18 protein-coding genes are annotated in these 16630 nt (G+C 32.4%); 3 read left to right on the top strand and 15 right to left on the bottom strand.

Going from position 1 to position 16630, the window contains the following annotated elements; genetic code table 11:
- Positions 1–11: 11 nt before the first annotated feature.
- From anmK to KPL51_RS11785, 11 genes are all read right to left on the bottom strand, one after another.
- Positions 12–1187 carry an anhydro-N-acetylmuramic acid kinase AnmK gene (gene anmK / locus KPL51_RS11835; protein WP_216161446.1) on the bottom strand — a complete coding sequence of 392 codons (1176 nt, stop codon included), beginning with the start codon at positions 1185–1187 and terminating at the stop codon, positions 12–14.
- A gap of 13 nt (positions 1188–1200) precedes the next feature.
- Positions 1201–2775, bottom strand: a complete 1575-nt coding sequence (gene nagZ / locus KPL51_RS11830) for a beta-N-acetylhexosaminidase (RefSeq protein WP_216161443.1) — start codon at positions 2773–2775, stop codon at positions 1201–1203.
- Between the two features lie 39 nt (positions 2776–2814).
- The gene (locus KPL51_RS11825) at positions 2815–3963 is read right to left on the bottom strand and encodes an exo-beta-N-acetylmuramidase NamZ family protein (RefSeq protein ID WP_216161440.1); all 1149 of its coding nucleotides are present in this window, start codon (positions 3961–3963) and stop codon (positions 2815–2817) included.
- A gap of 14 nt (positions 3964–3977) precedes the next feature.
- Positions 3978–4685, bottom strand: coding sequence for a PIG-L deacetylase family protein (locus tag KPL51_RS11820; RefSeq protein ID WP_224854156.1), 708 nt, complete (start codon positions 4683–4685; stop codon positions 3978–3980).
- Positions 4669–5649 (bottom strand): GNAT family N-acetyltransferase, encoded by a 981-nt coding sequence (locus KPL51_RS11815; RefSeq protein ID WP_216161437.1) that lies wholly within the window; start codon positions 5647–5649, stop codon positions 4669–4671. Before KPL51_RS11815 ends, KPL51_RS11820 begins: the two co-directional genes overlap by 17 nt.
- A 21-nt stretch (positions 5650–5670) precedes the next feature.
- The gene (locus tag KPL51_RS11810) at positions 5671–6135 is read right to left on the bottom strand and encodes a GNAT family N-acetyltransferase (RefSeq protein WP_216161432.1); all 465 of its coding nucleotides are present in this window, start codon (positions 6133–6135) and stop codon (positions 5671–5673) included.
- A gap of 70 nt (positions 6136–6205) precedes the next feature.
- A complete protein-coding gene (locus KPL51_RS11805) occupies positions 6206–7066 on the bottom strand; it encodes a carbohydrate ABC transporter permease (RefSeq protein WP_216161429.1) in 861 nt (286 codons plus the stop codon).
- 23 nt (positions 7067–7089) lie between these two features.
- Positions 7090–8007: a carbohydrate ABC transporter permease gene (locus tag KPL51_RS11800; protein ID WP_216161426.1), complete on the bottom strand. Its 918-nt coding sequence runs from the start codon at positions 8005–8007 to the stop codon at positions 7090–7092.
- A gap of 119 nt (positions 8008–8126) precedes the next feature.
- Positions 8127–9548: an ABC transporter substrate-binding protein gene (locus KPL51_RS11795; protein ID WP_216161421.1), complete on the bottom strand. Its 1422-nt coding sequence runs from the start codon at positions 9546–9548 to the stop codon at positions 8127–8129.
- 98 nt (positions 9549–9646) lie between these two features.
- Positions 9647–10555 (bottom strand): N-acetylmuramic acid 6-phosphate etherase, encoded by a 909-nt coding sequence (gene murQ, locus KPL51_RS11790; RefSeq protein WP_216161418.1) that lies wholly within the window; start codon positions 10553–10555, stop codon positions 9647–9649.
- Between the two features lie 131 nt (positions 10556–10686).
- Positions 10687–11550, bottom strand: a complete 864-nt coding sequence (locus tag KPL51_RS11785; protein ID WP_216161415.1) for a MurR/RpiR family transcriptional regulator — start codon at positions 11548–11550, stop codon at positions 10687–10689.
- Between the two features lie 326 nt (positions 11551–11876).
- Between KPL51_RS11785 and KPL51_RS11780 the strand changes: the two genes are divergently transcribed.
- Together KPL51_RS11780 and KPL51_RS11775 are read left to right on the top strand one after the other, a co-directional pair.
- Complete coding sequence (locus KPL51_RS11780; RefSeq protein WP_216161412.1) at positions 11877–13238, top strand: MATE family efflux transporter; 1362 nt, start codon at positions 11877–11879, stop codon at positions 13236–13238.
- The gene (locus KPL51_RS11775; protein ID WP_216161409.1) at positions 13235–14542 is read left to right on the top strand and encodes a GNAT family N-acetyltransferase; all 1308 of its coding nucleotides are present in this window, start codon (positions 13235–13237) and stop codon (positions 14540–14542) included. The genes KPL51_RS11780 and KPL51_RS11775 overlap by 4 nt, the downstream gene beginning before the upstream one ends.
- Before the next feature lie 66 nt (positions 14543–14608).
- Here KPL51_RS11775 and KPL51_RS11770 read toward each other — a convergent pair whose 3' ends face one another.
- The 4 genes from KPL51_RS11770 to KPL51_RS24290 all read right to left on the bottom strand — a co-directional run bounded on the left by KPL51_RS11770 (position 14609) and on the right by KPL51_RS24290 (position 15633).
- Entirely contained in the window at positions 14609–14842 is a 234-nt protein-coding gene (locus tag KPL51_RS11770; RefSeq protein ID WP_216161406.1) for a hypothetical protein, read from the bottom strand.
- Between the two features lie 43 nt (positions 14843–14885).
- The gene (locus KPL51_RS11765) at positions 14886–15248 is read right to left on the bottom strand and encodes a hypothetical protein (protein WP_216161403.1); all 363 of its coding nucleotides are present in this window, start codon (positions 15246–15248) and stop codon (positions 14886–14888) included.
- A gap of 30 nt (positions 15249–15278) precedes the next feature.
- Positions 15279–15443, bottom strand: coding sequence for a hypothetical protein (locus KPL51_RS24295; RefSeq protein WP_312888600.1), 165 nt, complete (start codon positions 15441–15443; stop codon positions 15279–15281).
- A gap of 67 nt (positions 15444–15510) precedes the next feature.
- A complete protein-coding gene (locus KPL51_RS24290) occupies positions 15511–15633 on the bottom strand; it encodes a hypothetical protein (RefSeq protein WP_312888598.1) in 123 nt (40 codons plus the stop codon).
- Between the two features lie 838 nt (positions 15634–16471).
- Between KPL51_RS24290 and KPL51_RS11755 the strand changes: the two genes are divergently transcribed.
- Positions 16472–16600 carry an aspartyl-phosphate phosphatase Spo0E family protein gene (locus tag KPL51_RS11755; protein ID WP_216161400.1) on the top strand — a complete coding sequence of 43 codons (129 nt, stop codon included), beginning with the start codon at positions 16472–16474 and terminating at the stop codon, positions 16598–16600.
- Positions 16601–16630: the final 30 nt, after the last annotated feature.

The raw sequence follows: 16630 nt of genomic DNA, 5'->3' as shown, positions 1-16630 counted from the left end.
TTTTTACAAATTTATTGCTGAATTATACGCAGCATCCCAAGTGATGATTTACCTATTGGTGTTATATTACCTAATATAACTTTTGCTTTTGCTCCTGTGGCTGATGGAATGTTAGAAAAGCTATTATTTAATGTCTCATTGCCAAGTATTGCAAAAGCAATTGCCTCCTTAGCATCAGAAGAATATCCTAATTCTTCTTGAGTTAAAACATTAATTCCAAGGAGTTCACTTTTGATAAGCTCCATTAAGTATGAATTATAAGCTCCGCCTCCACCTATAATTATTTCATCTATATCTAATTTAGGAAAAATATATCTTTTATAACTATGGGCAATGGATTTAGAAGTAAAAACAGTCACAGTAGCTATAATAGTTTCACTACTCAAATTTTTATATTTTTTTAAAATGCTCTGTGTAAATTGCTTTCCAAATTCTTCACGTCCTGTGGTCTTTGGTGGATATTTCATTAAGAACGGATGGCTCATTAAATCATTTAACATGCTTTCATCAACTTCTCCACTTCTAGCTATATCTCCATTAGAATCATATTTCACCTTAAATAGTCTTTCACAAATCTCATCTATTATCATATTACCCGGTCCAGTATCGAAAGCAAAAATCTCATCAATATCAGCATTTTTAGGTATTATCGTTACATTACCCACACCACCTATATTTTGAAGTAGTCTGTTTTTATCAGGACTTCTATATAATAAAAATTCACTATAGGGAACTAATGGTGCCCCTTGCCCCCCAGCAGCCATATCCATAACTCTAAAATTAGATATAACTGTAGTATTTGTTTCATAAGCTATTACACTCGATTCTCCTATTTGAAGAGTGGAGCATGCAAATGTATGATGTGCTTTTGGTATATGAAAAATTGTTTGTCCATGACTTGCAATGAAATCTAATTTTTCCATTGGAAAATTAGATTTTTTGCATACCTCTTTAACTGCATCACTAAATAAATAACCAAGTTTAAAATTAAGACTACATATAAGTATTGAAGAGGAATCTTCTATACTACAGGCTGCTTTTATTTCATCTTTAATATCTTCAGGCATTTTCATATTTACATAGCCAATTAAATTAATTACAGTATCTGTATAATTACCATTTATCTGGACCAAAGCAGCATCTATACCATCTAGTGAAGTCCCCGACATTAATCCAACTGCAAACAAATTGCCACCTCCATTAATCTACTTTTACAGGTAATCTTCCACTAGCCCCTATTTCACCCTTTAATACCTTAACCAAACTGCTAATTGAAAGTTTCGTGTATTCGTAAGTACATATGATTGTTGATACCTCGTCTATATACTCTGAAATATCATATGGGTTTCTTAATGCAACTAAAATAATATCTTTCCCTGTAGCTATTAATCTATCAAATAATCTCTTTTGTGATTTATCTAAGTTCATGTTATAGCTTCCGAAAACAATAGTTTTTTTGTTAATTACTTTTGATATTATATAATCCTCATCTATTTCCTTTAGATCATAATTAATATACTCAGCACCTACCTCATTTTCTAAAACACAACCTAAATTAGCTTTTTCTATTTCATCATCTGCAATGGATGTAGCCTGAGAAATTGGTGTTATTGAAATTGTGTCTTGATTTTTTAATGGGAGTAATCCCTTTTGATCTTTTATCAAAGTTATGCTTTTCTCACTTATAGCCGCAGCTAATTTTGAATGCCTTTTAAGCTCTTCATCATTTATTTTGCAGTTCAATTTTCTCCAATTATATAAGTCGTACTTTTCTTTAAAATATAGAATTTTTTCAACCTTAGAATCTATTACTTCATTAGAAATAATTCCATCACCCACTGCTTTTTTTATGGCATTAAATGCTCGAATTTGAAGTTCTTTTGTATGTGATATACACAAAATATCGGCTCCTGCATTCAATGCTTTTATCACAACCTCTTCTATATCGTAGTTGTCAGCTATAGCTTTCATCTCCATGCAGTCTGTGATTACAAGGCCCTTAAACCCTAGCTTTTCTTTTAATAATCTAGTTAATATAGTCTTAGATAGAGTTGCAGGCAAATTGTCTTTTTCTAGAGCGGAGAATAGAATATGAGACGTCATGATTCCATCTATGCCACTATTTATAGCTTTAATAAATGGTACAAGTTCTACTTTTTCCAGCTCTGATAACGAACTTGATATTACTGGTATTCCTAAATGAGAATCCACATTTGTATTACCATGACCCGGAAAGTGTTTTCCACAACTCAATATTTTTTCTGATTGAAGTCCTTTAAATAAATATTTTCCATACTGAGCTACCTGCTCTGGAATATCTCCATAGGATCTAACTCCAATAACTGGATTTTGAGAATTGTTATTTACATCCAGTACAGGTGCAAAATTCATATTTACTCCTACATCATGGAGTTCCTCCCCTATTGCAGCCCCTAGCTCAAAAGCTTCTTCAAAAGGAATTCCTGCCGCAATAGCCATATTTCCTGGAAAACATGTTGCTTTATTAAATATTCTTGCAACCATACCACCTTCTTGATCAATTCCTATAAATGCAGGAACACCATTATGTTCCTCCATTAATTTTTGAATACTATTATTTAGTTCTGCAAGTTGCAAGGAATCTTTAATATTCCTTTGAAATACAATAACATTTCCAATATGGCAATCACTAATTAGCTCTTTAAGCTCATCATTTAATTCTTGACTAGGAAATCCTACTAAGAGTAATTGACCAATTTTTTGATCTGTGGTTAGTTCACTGAATTTTGTACTCATATCTATCTCCTTTATATAATCTTCTTCTATATAATTTCCTCAATATAATTCATACGATTTTTTTTCTTCTAAATACTCTTCTAAATTTGCATTCATTTTTTTTAATAATTCATTTAAGCAGCCTATATTACTCTCAACCTTATCAGTTCCTGTTATCAAATTTATAAATGGCTGAGCTCCAACTGCAAAAGGAGGAATAAACTCAAACTCACTACTATGCATATTTTTTATCTCTAATAAAATATCTAATGCTAAAACAAAGGGATTAAATTCATCTCTATGAGTTACGTGAATTTGTATACCACTGCAAAGAACATTAGCATGTTTTGAAAAAGTAGGTGTAAAGTACACTTTTCTAAACATAACGCTACTATAATTTTTTGTATTCATAATTGATATTAATTTTATATTATCAAGCCAAGGTGCACCTATGATTTCAAAAGGCTTTGTGGTTCCCCTGCCTTCAGATAAATTAGTTCCTTCAAAAATGCAGGTTCCGCTATAAATAAACGCAGTGTCAATTGTAGGAATATTGGGTGATGGCTGAACCCAGACTAAATCAGTGTCATCATAATACAAGTCTCTATTCCATCCTGTGCAAGGCACCACAGTTAAATCTGCATTTATTTTGAACTTTGAGTTTATATATAGTGCAAACTCACCTATTGTTAATCCATAACGGGTAGGAATAGGGTATTTACCAACAAATGATTCAAAGCCCTTTTCTAAAATATTACCCTGAACTATTTTACCACCCAATGGATTTATTCTATCAAGCACTACTATGGGTTTACTATTTTCATTACAAGCTTCCATGGCATAGGTAAGTGTATACAAGTAAGTATAAAATCTTGCTCCTACATCTTGTATATCAAATACCAATAAATCAATTTTACTCAACATTTCGCTTGTTATCTTCTTTTTATCACCATATAGACTATAAACGGGTATTTTTGAAACTGGATCTAGATAATCCTCCACTTTTTCCCCTGCTTGTATGTCTCCACGGACTCCATGCTCCGGAGAAAATAGAGCCACTAAATTATAATTCTTATGTAGAATATCAATTGTTGATACTAGTTTTTTATTAACACCTGTGGGTCCTGTAATTAATCCCAACCTTTTTCCACTAAAAATCTCTGAATATTCTTCCAAGTTATCAATTCCATTATTCACCACTATTTTCATTGAATTCTCCCTCTTTAAAGATGATCTTTAATTAGTTTCATGGTTTCCTCTGGGACAGAAAAACATTCTGCACGACCGGTTCGAGCTTCAATTCCACGAACACGACTTAGATGAGTATAATATTCAAGATAAGGGAAAGACTTGCTCCCAGTAACAAACCAATGCGTAGCCACTGCCTTTTGCCACAACTCAAAGCCTTCTGTTATATCCACATAGACATATGGTTTAAAGTCAACGGCATCTTCCCAGTTTTCTGCAAAATATAGCTTTGAAGCAAAGAACTTAGAATTTTTACGTAGAAAAAATTCATTACTGGCATAGAATCTGGCATCAATGACTATTTTATTGGTAGTCATGTGATCTTTGTGCATACTATTCTTAAAATGTGTAATAATCACATTAGGTTTTACCTCTCGAATAACATCACAAACCTCAAATCTAACCTTATCATTATCTGGAAGTTCACCGTCAGGATAATCAAATACAATAGCCTTTCCACCTAGCATTTTGGCAAAGGTTTCTGCTTCTGTAACCTTTTGCCTACGGTAATCTTCCAAGTTCATATTTTCTGGAGCACCTTTTTCACCTGCCGTAAGTGCCAATGTAACTATGTTATCACCTTTTAACGCATGGGTTGCAAGTATTCCACCGGCTGTAAGTTCCATATCCCCTACATGTCCTCCGATAGCAAGAATAGTTATTTTTTCATAATTCATTTTCATTTGAAAGCTCCTTTCGCATTACTGCAAACTCTTTAACAGGAACAAATCCTGCACTTTTATATATTTTAATCGCTGGATTAGTAAGTCCTGTATACAGCGACATATATTCAACATTAATATTTTTAAGGGCTTCGCAGAGTTTAAAAAATAAAATGCTGCCTAGTCCATGCCCCTCATGCTCTGGCTGAACCCCTATCCCAGTAAAATATCCACGACCTGTTTCTTGTCTTATGACAGGGCCCGCAAACCCAACAACCTTTCTGCTTATAGCAGCAACTACAACAGGTGTTCCATTTTTTGTGCATTTATCAATTTCTTGTTGCCACAGTGGATTGTTAAATTCCTTCAACATTTCAGTTACTCCAAAATGTTTATCACCGTCAAACAAGTTGACCTCATAATTGAGGTTTAATAATTCCCTCTCCTTTTGAAAAGTATCTTCTGGCAGTTTGAAACTATCAAGATTAAGGTACATTGCACATTCACGGGTACGTTCTATGTAATTGGCCTCTAGCAAGAACTTGTAAAAATAACTCCCTACAGGAGCACCTGGAGCATTATTATGTTGATGTTTCTGGGTACTCGGAATATACCATGGAAGCATCATAGGGTTAAAGAAAAGTACTTCAGATTGCTTTTTTCCTTGCTTTTTAAAGGAAGTTTCTAATGCATTTGTTAGCCTTAAGAAATTGCTTATAGTCTGAATTTCCGCTGATAAAATAATACAAGTTATGTATCCTGAAGTCTCACCAAGGGGTAAATCATCCCCAGTGCAACCACAAGCAAAACCAACTACACCATTGTTATAAAGTATAAAAGTATTTTCTACCTTGAAATATGGACTACTTTTAAAAATGTTTTCAAAACTTTTATGGTTTAGTTCCACGTATCCATCTTTTACAGCTTCAGTATTCCACAGTTTTATTATGCCATCTGTATATTTATCATCAAAATTAACAATCATAATACACAATTCCTTTCATTGTTAAAGTAGACCCTCATATATACCAGGTATGGATCCCTCTATTACTTCTGCTTGCACAGCTTTTTCATAAAATTCTAAAGGCCCCGCACCTCCAATTATTGCATACCCATACCCCATTTCTTTCATGGCTTCCAGGCATTTAATAAGAAGGGATTTTCCTATTCCTTGTCCCCTAAACTCATTATCCACACCAGTAGGTCCAAAAAAATCTCTGCAAGTTGCTTCATAGCAACCAAACCCAAGAATCTTTTTATCTTTAATAGCTATATAACAGGAAACAGGCTTGTTTGAAAATGCTACCTCACATTCACTAGCCCAATGTTCAGAAAACTTATCCTTAACCCATGAAATAACATGATGCTTCTCTGGTGGTAAAGCCCTTCTTATAGTAACCCCCTTATCAAAAAGTTCTTTTAAATTATTATCAGGTTTTAAATTGTATAATTTAACTAGCATATCTGGCATAGTTTTCCTCCTATTTTAAAATATATTTTTGAAATTAGTTTATTATCTTCTACCATAGAAAGTTGAGCTATTAGCCTTTAACTGCTCCTACTGTTACACCCTCTAAGAAATACTTCTGAAGGCAGAAGAAAAGTATAAACATTGGCAAAGCAGAAATCGTTGCTCCAGCCATCATCGGTGCAAAATAAGTGGTGTTTGCAAAACGGAAATTTTTTAGTCCAACTTGAATTGTCTGCATGTCCATTGTTTTTGTAACCAGGAATGGCCAAAAGAAAGAATTCCAGTTATCCATAAATGTAAGTATAGCCATTACAGCTAAAACAGTTTTTGAAAGTGGAAGTATAATTTTCACGAAGATTTGGAATTGATTGCAACCATCAATCTTTGCGCTTTCAATAATTTCTGTTGGTAGCGTTGTCATAAATTGTTTTGCTAGAAATATGTTAAATACACCACATAACCCCGGTAAAATTAGGGCTGAATATGTATTTGACATTTTAAAAGTATTTACAACAAGAATATAAAGTGGTATCTGAGTAACTTGATATGGTACCATCATTGAACAAAGAAGCATAGAAAATACAAATTTACTTCCAGGAAATTTTATTTTAGCAAAGGCATATCCAGCCATACCCGCAAATATTACATTAGATACAGTTATTGTTGAGGCTACTACTAGAGAATTTATAAGCCATCTATAAGAGTATTTACTAAAATTGAAGAAAAACTTATAGGAATCAAGAGTTAACTTTTGTGGTAATAGAGAGTAACTCATAGCTCCAGCTTCAACGGGATCTGCAAAAGATGAAATAACCATAAAGTATATAGGAAAAAGTGTAATGCCTGCAAAAATAAATAGCATAACTATTGAAATTACTCTGCCAATTTTTGCACTTTTCTTATTTTTTGCGTAACCACTATATAAAGACATTTAGAAAGACCTCCTTTTTTTACTTAATATTCAATATCATCGCCTAAAAATTTAAACTGAAATACAGAAATTATTGCAATTATAACTGCTAATACCAATGATTGTGCTGCAGCTACACCAAAGTTAGAGTATTTGAATGCATTGTTAAATATTAATAGACCAACCATTGTAGTTGCATTATCTGGTCCACCTCCGGTCATCATATAGGCACTCATAAATACTTGGAAAGATCCAATTATACCTGTAACCAGTAAAAAAAGTATTGTTGGCTTTAAAAGAGGAACTATTATATATCTGATTTTCTCCAAAAACGTTGCTCCATCTAAGTCTGCAGCTTCAAAATAGCTGTCGGGTATACCAAGTAAGGCAGCAATAAAGATAATGATGCTAGTTCCATGACTTGAAAGCCAAGACATAAGAAGTAGTGAGAACATGGCCGTTTTGCTTGAACCAAGCCAATTTTGATTAGATATTCCTAAAAAACTTATTAATTTATTAAATAAACCCGCTGGAAGTGGGTCATAAATCCATAACCAAACCACGGATAATGCAACTCCTGAAGCCACTGCTGGTAAATAGTAGATTGCCTTAAACATAGTCTGCATCCATTTCCTAAGTGGAAATATTAAAAGTGCAATAGTAAAAGAAAAGACTAGTGCAACAGGAACAGCAAATACAGTATAAATCAGAGTATTAAATATTGCTTTAGCAAATAATTTATCATGTAACAGCCCTGCATAATTGTCTATTCCAACCCAGACTGAGCCTAAAGGCTTAAATTTCTGAAAGCTGATAATAAACGCACTAATTACTGGATATAGGGTAAACATGCTGAATGTTATAAGTGCTACTATAATAAAGACATATCCCCAAACATAATCTCCTTTTAGTTTGTTCTTTTTCCTATTTTCAATTACCACTGATTTATCTTTAACCTTCATAAAATCTCCTCCTGTAAGTCCTATTCTAGTACAATTAACAACCTAATGTGTTTATAGTACTATTTTTAAAAATATACCCCGCCCAGTCTTTAGTGAGCGGGATATATTATAAACTATACTTAGTCTTTAACAACACCACTTTCACCAAATGTCTCTATGGCAGCAGCCTTAACTGCATCATACATTTGCTGAGGAGTGATTTCATTCGCAAGTAGGGCTTGAAGTTTTGGAATTATAACTTCATCCTCAAGTTTAATTGACTTAGCACCAAGCTCTGATGTGATGTCTGGTCGCGCAATAACTGCTTGCTTGATTAGTGTCTCTACTGCAGCAGCATTATCTGCATTTCTGATTGTAGACATACTCTTTGCAGCTTCTCTTGAACTTTTTGTAATCTGTGCTACAAATAAATCATTATTAGTCTGTGCTGCAACTGAACCTGAAGCTAGAAAATAAGCTGCTTTAACAACATTTGCAACATGTTCTGGGGTTGGGTCTGTCTTACCACGGAAGGTTACATACCCATCTACGGCAGCAGCAGCCTGTTGCTTTTCACCAAGGAAAGTTGGAACTGGGAGAACTATATAATCAACCTTTATGCTGTTTTTTACAGCACTGCTATCCTTATCAGTAATTTTCTTATTGTTTGCATTCGCGGAATTTTCAAATACTGCAAGTCCCTTTCCTGTAATCATAGTCTGTCCTGTAAGGAACATATTCCAACGCTTACCTGCGTCTACTGAACTTAGTTCTTTAGGCATTGAACCATCATCTATAAGTGTCCTTATACCCTTAAGAACTTCTAGGTAATTTTTACTTGTGTAAGCATATTTCAAATCCTTTGTAAATGGAGATGGCATTCCTGCTTCTTTAACAAGTACTCCTAAATAATCCTTAGAGGCAACTCCTGAAGCGGCAAATACAAAGCCATAACGAGAGGTAGCACTGCCATTCTTTATAACACCTTTTTTAATAGCCTCTCTGAACTGGTCAAAAGTCCAACCATTTTTTTGAACTGATTTCCAGTCGATACCAGCTGCTTCTAAAAATTGTTTGTTTCCACCTAAACAATGAATCTCCATGTAAGCGGGAAAGCCATAAAGACCAGTACCATTTTTCATATACCCAAGAGGGCCAGCATCAAAATCACTAAGCATTTCAGGTTTAGCCTCTTTGCTGATATCCATAATTAGACCAGAATCCACATATTTGGATACTCCATCTGAACCTATAAATGCTATATCTGGAGGGCTACCTGCATTAACTTGAACATCTAGTTTCTGAGTCATATCTTCCCAACTAGCTGGTTCAATTTTTAGAGTCAGGTTAGGATACTTTGTATTAAAATCTTTAGTCATTTGATCAAAGTTCTTCTGGTAGGTAGGCGATACTGGTGGAAGTAATGCAGTAATCGTATCCTTTGCCATTGTGTCTTTAGCTTTAGTATCACCCTCCGCTGCTTTTTTACCACAACCTACAAATGTTGAAGATATAATTGTCATTGTTAATAACATTCCAATAATACATGTGGTTCTTTTCATAATAATAATACCCCCCTAATTGAATAATTTAATTTTTACCTTACATTATAAGAATATATATACATATATAAGTAAAATAAATTTCATTTTCATTGAGACTAGGCTGTTGCAGCCTTTATTGAGTCTTTAAGCTTTCCGTCATGCTTCTCTAAAATAGACTTAGCACCATTTACGTTTAACCCAGTTTTAATCATCATTATGGCAAGCTTTGCATTTCGGTTTGACAGTTCTAGATACTGCAATGCTGTTATATCATCAACTCCTGTTGCCAGACACACTATATGTCTTGCACGTTCATAAAGCTTTTTATTTGTTGCTTTTAAATCTACCATAAGGTTTCCATATACTTTTCCAAGTTTAACCATAGTACATGTAGTCAGCATATTAAGTACTAATTTTTGTGAAGTACCAGATTTCATACGGGTGGATCCTATTATAACCTCAGCCCCAACAATTGGAGCTATACAGACATCGCATATTTTTGAAAGTTTAGAATTATTGTTATTCACAAGTCCAATGGTAGCTGCACCTATTTCATTTGATTCTTTAATTGCGGCAAGGACAAAAGCTGCTCCACCACTTGCAGTTATTCCAACTACAACATCTTTACTAGTAATTTTACAATCCTGTACAAGTTTTACTCCTGCCTCGCTGTCATCTTCACATCCTTCCGATGATGTTCTTAAAGCGGAATCACCCCCAGCAATATATGCTTGTACAAGTTGAGGGTCTGTTCCAAAAGTTGGAGGACACTCGGAGGCATCCAATACTCCTAGCCTTCCTGATGTTCCTGCACCAATGTAGAACATTCTTCCTCCACTTTTCAAGGAGTTATAGATAATATCAACCCCTAGTGAAATATTTGGAATTTGCTTTTTTACTGCTTCATGTATTATAGAATCTTGTTCATTGATAAGAATTAACATTTCTTCAGTATTACATTCATCGATGTTTTGAGTATCCTTATTTACTTCCTCCGTTGTTAATTCTGATAGATAATTATCCATCTTAAAACCTCCAACGAAATTATATTTATTTGTAAAATATAATTTCGGTATTTTATTTCATGCCTGGTGTAATAATATAAACCATTATATAAGTTGATACTTAAAATATAAGGGCCCTTAGTGCAAATCGTTTATTTTCGATGTTTAGCATTGAGAATATTATGAGTTTTGCTGAGATATTTCTTCACGTTACTATATTCTGCACTTGCAACACCCGCAAAAAGTATGTCTATTACATTAAGCATTGCGATTCTTGATCCCATAGCACCACTTCTCATAGTAATTTCTGGTGTTGAAATAAATAACACTACATCAGCTTTTTTAGCGAGCTCACTCTTATTGTAGCGGGTTATTGCTATAACCGGTGTACCAGAAGCCTTTGCAATATCCAATGCTTCCAAAATTTCAGTAGTACTTCCAGAATTAGATATAATCACTGCCACATCACTCTTATTAAGAAGTACACTAGCAGTTAATTGACTATGCCCATCCATATAAGCATGACACATTTTGTTAATACGCATAAATTTTTGCTGGGCATCCATACATACTAGCCCTGAAGCACCTACACCATAAAAATCAATCTTTTGTGTTTTTCTTAAAAGTTCTACCGCCCTCGCAATTTCATCACGATTAATAACACTTAAGGTATCTTGAATTGATTTGCAATTATTCATTGAAATATTATTAATAATCACCTGCAAATCATCACCAGGCATTATATCCGTATACTGTTCTGCTTGAGCCTCATCTGTTGCCCCCAGTGACCCTGAAATACTTACTATTAAATCCCTATAGCCACCATATCCCATGGTTTTGCAAAATCTTATAACAGAAGCATCACTTGTTTTACTTTTTGTAGCTAACATTTTAATAGAAAGACGAGGAACTTCAGAAGCATTTTCAAGGATATAATCAGCTATCATTTTTTCTACAGGGGTAATATTATCCTTCATCTCACGAAGTTTTAGTAATATATTGTCGTTAACAGGCATATCTACCCCTCCTAAGTAATCATTTGCACTTGATGTTTACTAATAATACATTATTTTAATGTTCTGTTAATTGAAAACCTTTACAAGTATCTTGTACATATTATAACTCATATGGAACAATATTTCAATAATAATTTTAAATAATGGAATAAAATTTTACTGGTCCTTGTTATTTCCTATATATAGAATGTATAAGATATATTGACAATTAATGAAATTATAAATATCATTAAATTAGATAATAACTATGCTTTATTTAAAGCATAATATTTTTGTACTGTTAGCTTAATATTAGGTATTAAATAATTATTCCAGGGGGGATGTCAATGGGTAGAAATTTATTAAACATAACCGATAAAAAATTCAGTGACGATATCAAAAGAATCTTTATGCTTTCATGGCCTATTATGATAGGAATGATACTTCAAAGTCTTTTAGGAACAGTTGATACATATTTTATTGCCAAACTGGGTACAAATGAAGCAGCAGCAGCTGCACTTTCTAATTCTGCATCAAGTGTAATTTTTGTTATATCCACTCTTGTAACCGCTGGAACTATAGCACTTGTTTCAAGAAGTTATGGAGAGGGAGATATGGATTTAGTTAGAAAGTTTAGTGGACAATCATTTACTCTCTCACTTATCTTGGGACTTATACTTAGCATAATATGTTTCTTAAATTCAGAAGCCATAATCAAACTTATTTTTAACCCAGAACCAACCGTAGCAGTTCTCACAGAAAAATATTTATCTATCATCTTTATTGGAACAATATTTGTATTTTTAAATTCAGTATTAAGGACAATATTACAAGCACTAGGAGATACAATAACTCCACTTATAATTTTTGGAATATCTAATGTGATAAATGCAATACTTGATCCGCTTTTTATGTTCACATTTCACTTTGGAATAAAAGGTGCAGCTATTGCAACCGTTATATCCATGATCTTTTCATGCATTGCAATTATCATTGTTATTAATAGGAAAATATATGGTTCTAGTCTAACTCAATTTATATTAAATATGAAGTTAAAACTAGAAGACAGTATGAGAATATTAAAAATAGGAGGCTTTGCATGTTTGCAGCAGCTTGCAAGACCTATTACTGGAATATTTATGTTCAGCCTCGTGTATGCAGTTGGAGGTAGAGAAGGTACTGCAGCCTTTGGAATAGGTGGACAACTATTTAACTATACCTTTATTTTCCTTGTTGGCCTTTCAACTGCCATTTCAATAATGGTTGGGCAAGGTCTTGGACGGGGTGATATAGATGGTTGTGATAAGATTATAAAAGAAGGATTAAAACTTGCAGCTTTTAATATGATTTTATTTTCAATACCCTATTTAATTTTTCCCGCTGGGATAATGAGGTTTTTTATTAATGATCCATTAGTAATAAAAACTGGAGCGGAATACCTAAGAATAGTATATATCGGTCTTATTTTCGTAGTATACCCAACAATTTATGGTGGTGTTTTTCAAGGGTCAGGAGATACGTTTCCTCCAATGATCTCATCTTTAGTTGCAAATGTAGTTTTAAAGCTACCTATTGCATACTTACTTTCAAGATCATTTAATATGGGTACAAATGGAGTCTGGACTGCGGTAGCTTTATCTGTTGTAATTGAGGCAGTTATTATAATAGTATATTTTAAAACTAATAGATGGAAGGAGAAAATTATATGATAGTAAAAACTAAACCATCAGAGTTAATTATGGAGTACTTAAACAAAAATAAGATTATAAATTCAAATATAATAGGAATTATAGAAAATGAGCATGAAGCTGAAATATATGTAGATAATGAAGAAGTGTCTCGTGGAGTTCTTGTAAGATTTGAATATTTTAATTATATATATACGGAGGAGGATGAGTTTTTAGATGAAGTACTTGAAACACTATTTAAAGACAATTTCTATGGTTTTTCAGGTGTATACAGACCACTTGCACAGAAGATAAGAGAAAGATATTTAGTTGTCTGGGAAAGTAGATGTTCATTACACTACCTTCCAACAGAAAATTTAGATTTATGTCTTATAAAAAACCCTGTAAAGTCTATTTGTATAAAAGATGCAGAAATGGTTGATAAGTTTTACACTTATAGACATCCGGGAAGCCTTGATCAAATAAAAAAAGATATATCTAATAGACCCTCTTCCGCCATATATGCTAATGGAGATATTGCCTCCTGGGTACTTATTCATAATGATAATTCCATGGGGATAATGTTCACAAAGGAGGAGTATAGGAAAAAGAACTATGCTGTAGATACTTCATTAGATCTTGCATTAAAAATTATTGAGCTAGGGAAAATACCCTTTCTTCAAATAAATGAAGCAAATAATATGTCACCAGGTCTTGCTGCAAAATGTGGCTTTGTAAAATATGGTTATGCAGATTGGTTTGGTATAATCGAGGGAACACCCAAAAGTCTAATAGATACAAACAACCAAGACAGAAATAATCACCTTAAAGCCCTTGAAGGATTTAAATATTCAGATGACAAAGAGCTTAATTGTATGTACCTTCCACCCTACATTTTTAATAGTGAATATGAAAAAATAGAGGGATTTACTATTGAAAAAGTAATTGATGATAATATGATAACTAAATGGTGTGAAACCTTTGTATCATCCCTTGAAATGGAAGAAAATCAAAAGGATATTTTTAGGGATATAGTTTATAAAACTGTATCAAATACTGAAAATGGCTATACCCTTTATAGCGGCATTTTAAATGGCGAGATAGTTTCTACAACCGCATTCAGTAAATTGGATAATGATTGCTTAGGATTGTATTTTTGGGTTGTTAAGCCTTCAATGAGGAGAAAAGGAATTGGACGGGTTACAGTAATTGAAGCACTAAAAACTGTCACGAAAAATGATGATATAGAGTTTATATTACTTCAAAGTCCTGCTAATTATCAGGATATGTTTAAAAAAATGGGCTTTGTTAACAGTCATTATTTGAATAATGATGGGGAGAACTGACAATAAGTTAAGATTAAGATTTCGGACTAAGAATACAAATTTTCCTTTATATATCCTAAAAGTTTGTTATTCTTTCAGTTCATGTAGAATATTTAATTTTGCGAATTCTTCGTATTCATCATCTTCTAAATCCATATATGCAAAATGTTCATGAGCACAAATTGCTAATATTATTCTTTCTTCTTTGTAAAAGATTAAGTCTTCAAATTCAGTACCTTCAATTTGATAAGGATATACAAATAACTTACTCATATTTGACATTAATTTTTTAAATATATCACCTATTATAAAATAACACATTTCAAACAAGGGTCCTTTAGTTACAGGTGTCACTCGTGTAAACTTAGTGTATAAAAAATCTGTTGTTTTTGCATTGAAATGCTTCATATCCTACGGAAGTACAAAACTCTATATCTTGTTTAAGAATAGGATTTAGATATTCTTCCACATCCATTTCTGTGCTATGGTAATCATTTATTAAGTCTCTATATCCATCAATGTTTTCATTATAGGTGAGTCGCCTTTGTTTATCCCCTGCAAGAATTAATGGTTTATCTTCCAACTGCATTTGATTAAATTCTTCTTGTGTAAGGTTACCATAATAGTACCTTGATAAAGACACTTTATTGATTTTTCTACCAACAAATAATAATAACTCATTGAGTTCCTTCCCCTGTAAGTTTTCATTTATAAAAATATTTTTCATACTTCACCTCTATTCCTTTAGTGACCTATGCTAAAATTTTGTTTCACCTGTTTCTATTAACTTGATTATTTCAATAGCGGCCTGTTTAGAATCAATATCACTTACATCAATTTTAACTGTATCCATACTGTTATATAAAACTAGTCTTTGTAAACTTCTATCAATTACATCAAGTTCCCTAATACCACTCTTCACATCAATCTTCAATCTACTTTTAAGGGCTGTTTCAGAACAAACCAAAGAAATTTTATAAAGCTCAAAATCATAATCTTTTAATAATTCCAAAAGCTGTGTAAATATATATTCCTGGTGAATCAAGCAATACGTTGCACACAGTACTTTTGCCAACACCCATTGTCCCATTAATAATAATTAGCTTTTTCATACTGACCCCTCCATTCAACTTATAGTAATAACAGTTTAGACATTATATAAAGCTAGCATATTACCATGTATAATGCGCTTTCTTTACATAATTCAACAAACATTCATAATTTTCCTTTATATTCTATAAAAAAAATAAAACCTTCATGGATCATATATAAAATATTAGTGACTTTCCTAAATACCAGCGAAATATTTTAGTAATCTGCCTTCACACTTTTAATTTATTATATTTAAGTATATTAATACTTGATTTCTTTTATTAAGCACAGGAGTCAATAAACTAGACTATACCATAAACATATGGCTATCAACTTCTTATCTTATATAGCGAACCATGAACTGAAAAAAATACAGTTAGAGTTATCGCACGACTAAGAATGCTAAAGACAAGAGCATTAAATTTGGTAAACCTACTAGAATTCTACCACGAAAGTTTAATAACTATTATAGTAATTGGTAAAATAAAGAAGTAACAATATTGAATTTTCAAAAATCATTAAATATGAGCAAAAACACATTATATAGACACATAAAAGAATCTGAAATGTAAAAAAAGGTAAACACCTTCTTTTTTATGTAATTTATTAATTTGCTGATTTATAATACATTGAACGTTATAAGTTAATACATATGTTACATTCAAATTGAAAAAATTAAGGAATGAGCAATACACCCAAAGTGAAAGTAACTCAATTAACATTGTGTTACTTTCACTTTGTTTTTTAAATAGTTCTAACATTACAATTTTTTAAATTTTATATTGCAAAAATGTAAGGGTTGTAATATAATGTATATTGTTGTTTAAAAAAACATATTATCAAAGAAAGAGGTAAATTATGGAGGAATTAAGAGATGAACTAATAAAACTTATAAATGAAAAAGGACCTTTAAACGAAAGAACAATATTAGTTAGCCAAGAATTGGACAAGCTTATTGTTTCTCACTACTATTCCCAAAATAAATAAAAAAATATATTGTTTTAGATTATATAATAA

This window comes from Clostridium bowmanii, from assembly GCF_018861315.1.
Classification (GTDB): Bacteria; Bacillota; Clostridia; order Clostridiales; family Clostridiaceae; genus Clostridium_AD; species Clostridium_AD bowmanii.
Note: the sequence above shows the minus strand (reverse complement) of the source record. Positions and strands in the feature narration are given on the sequence as shown.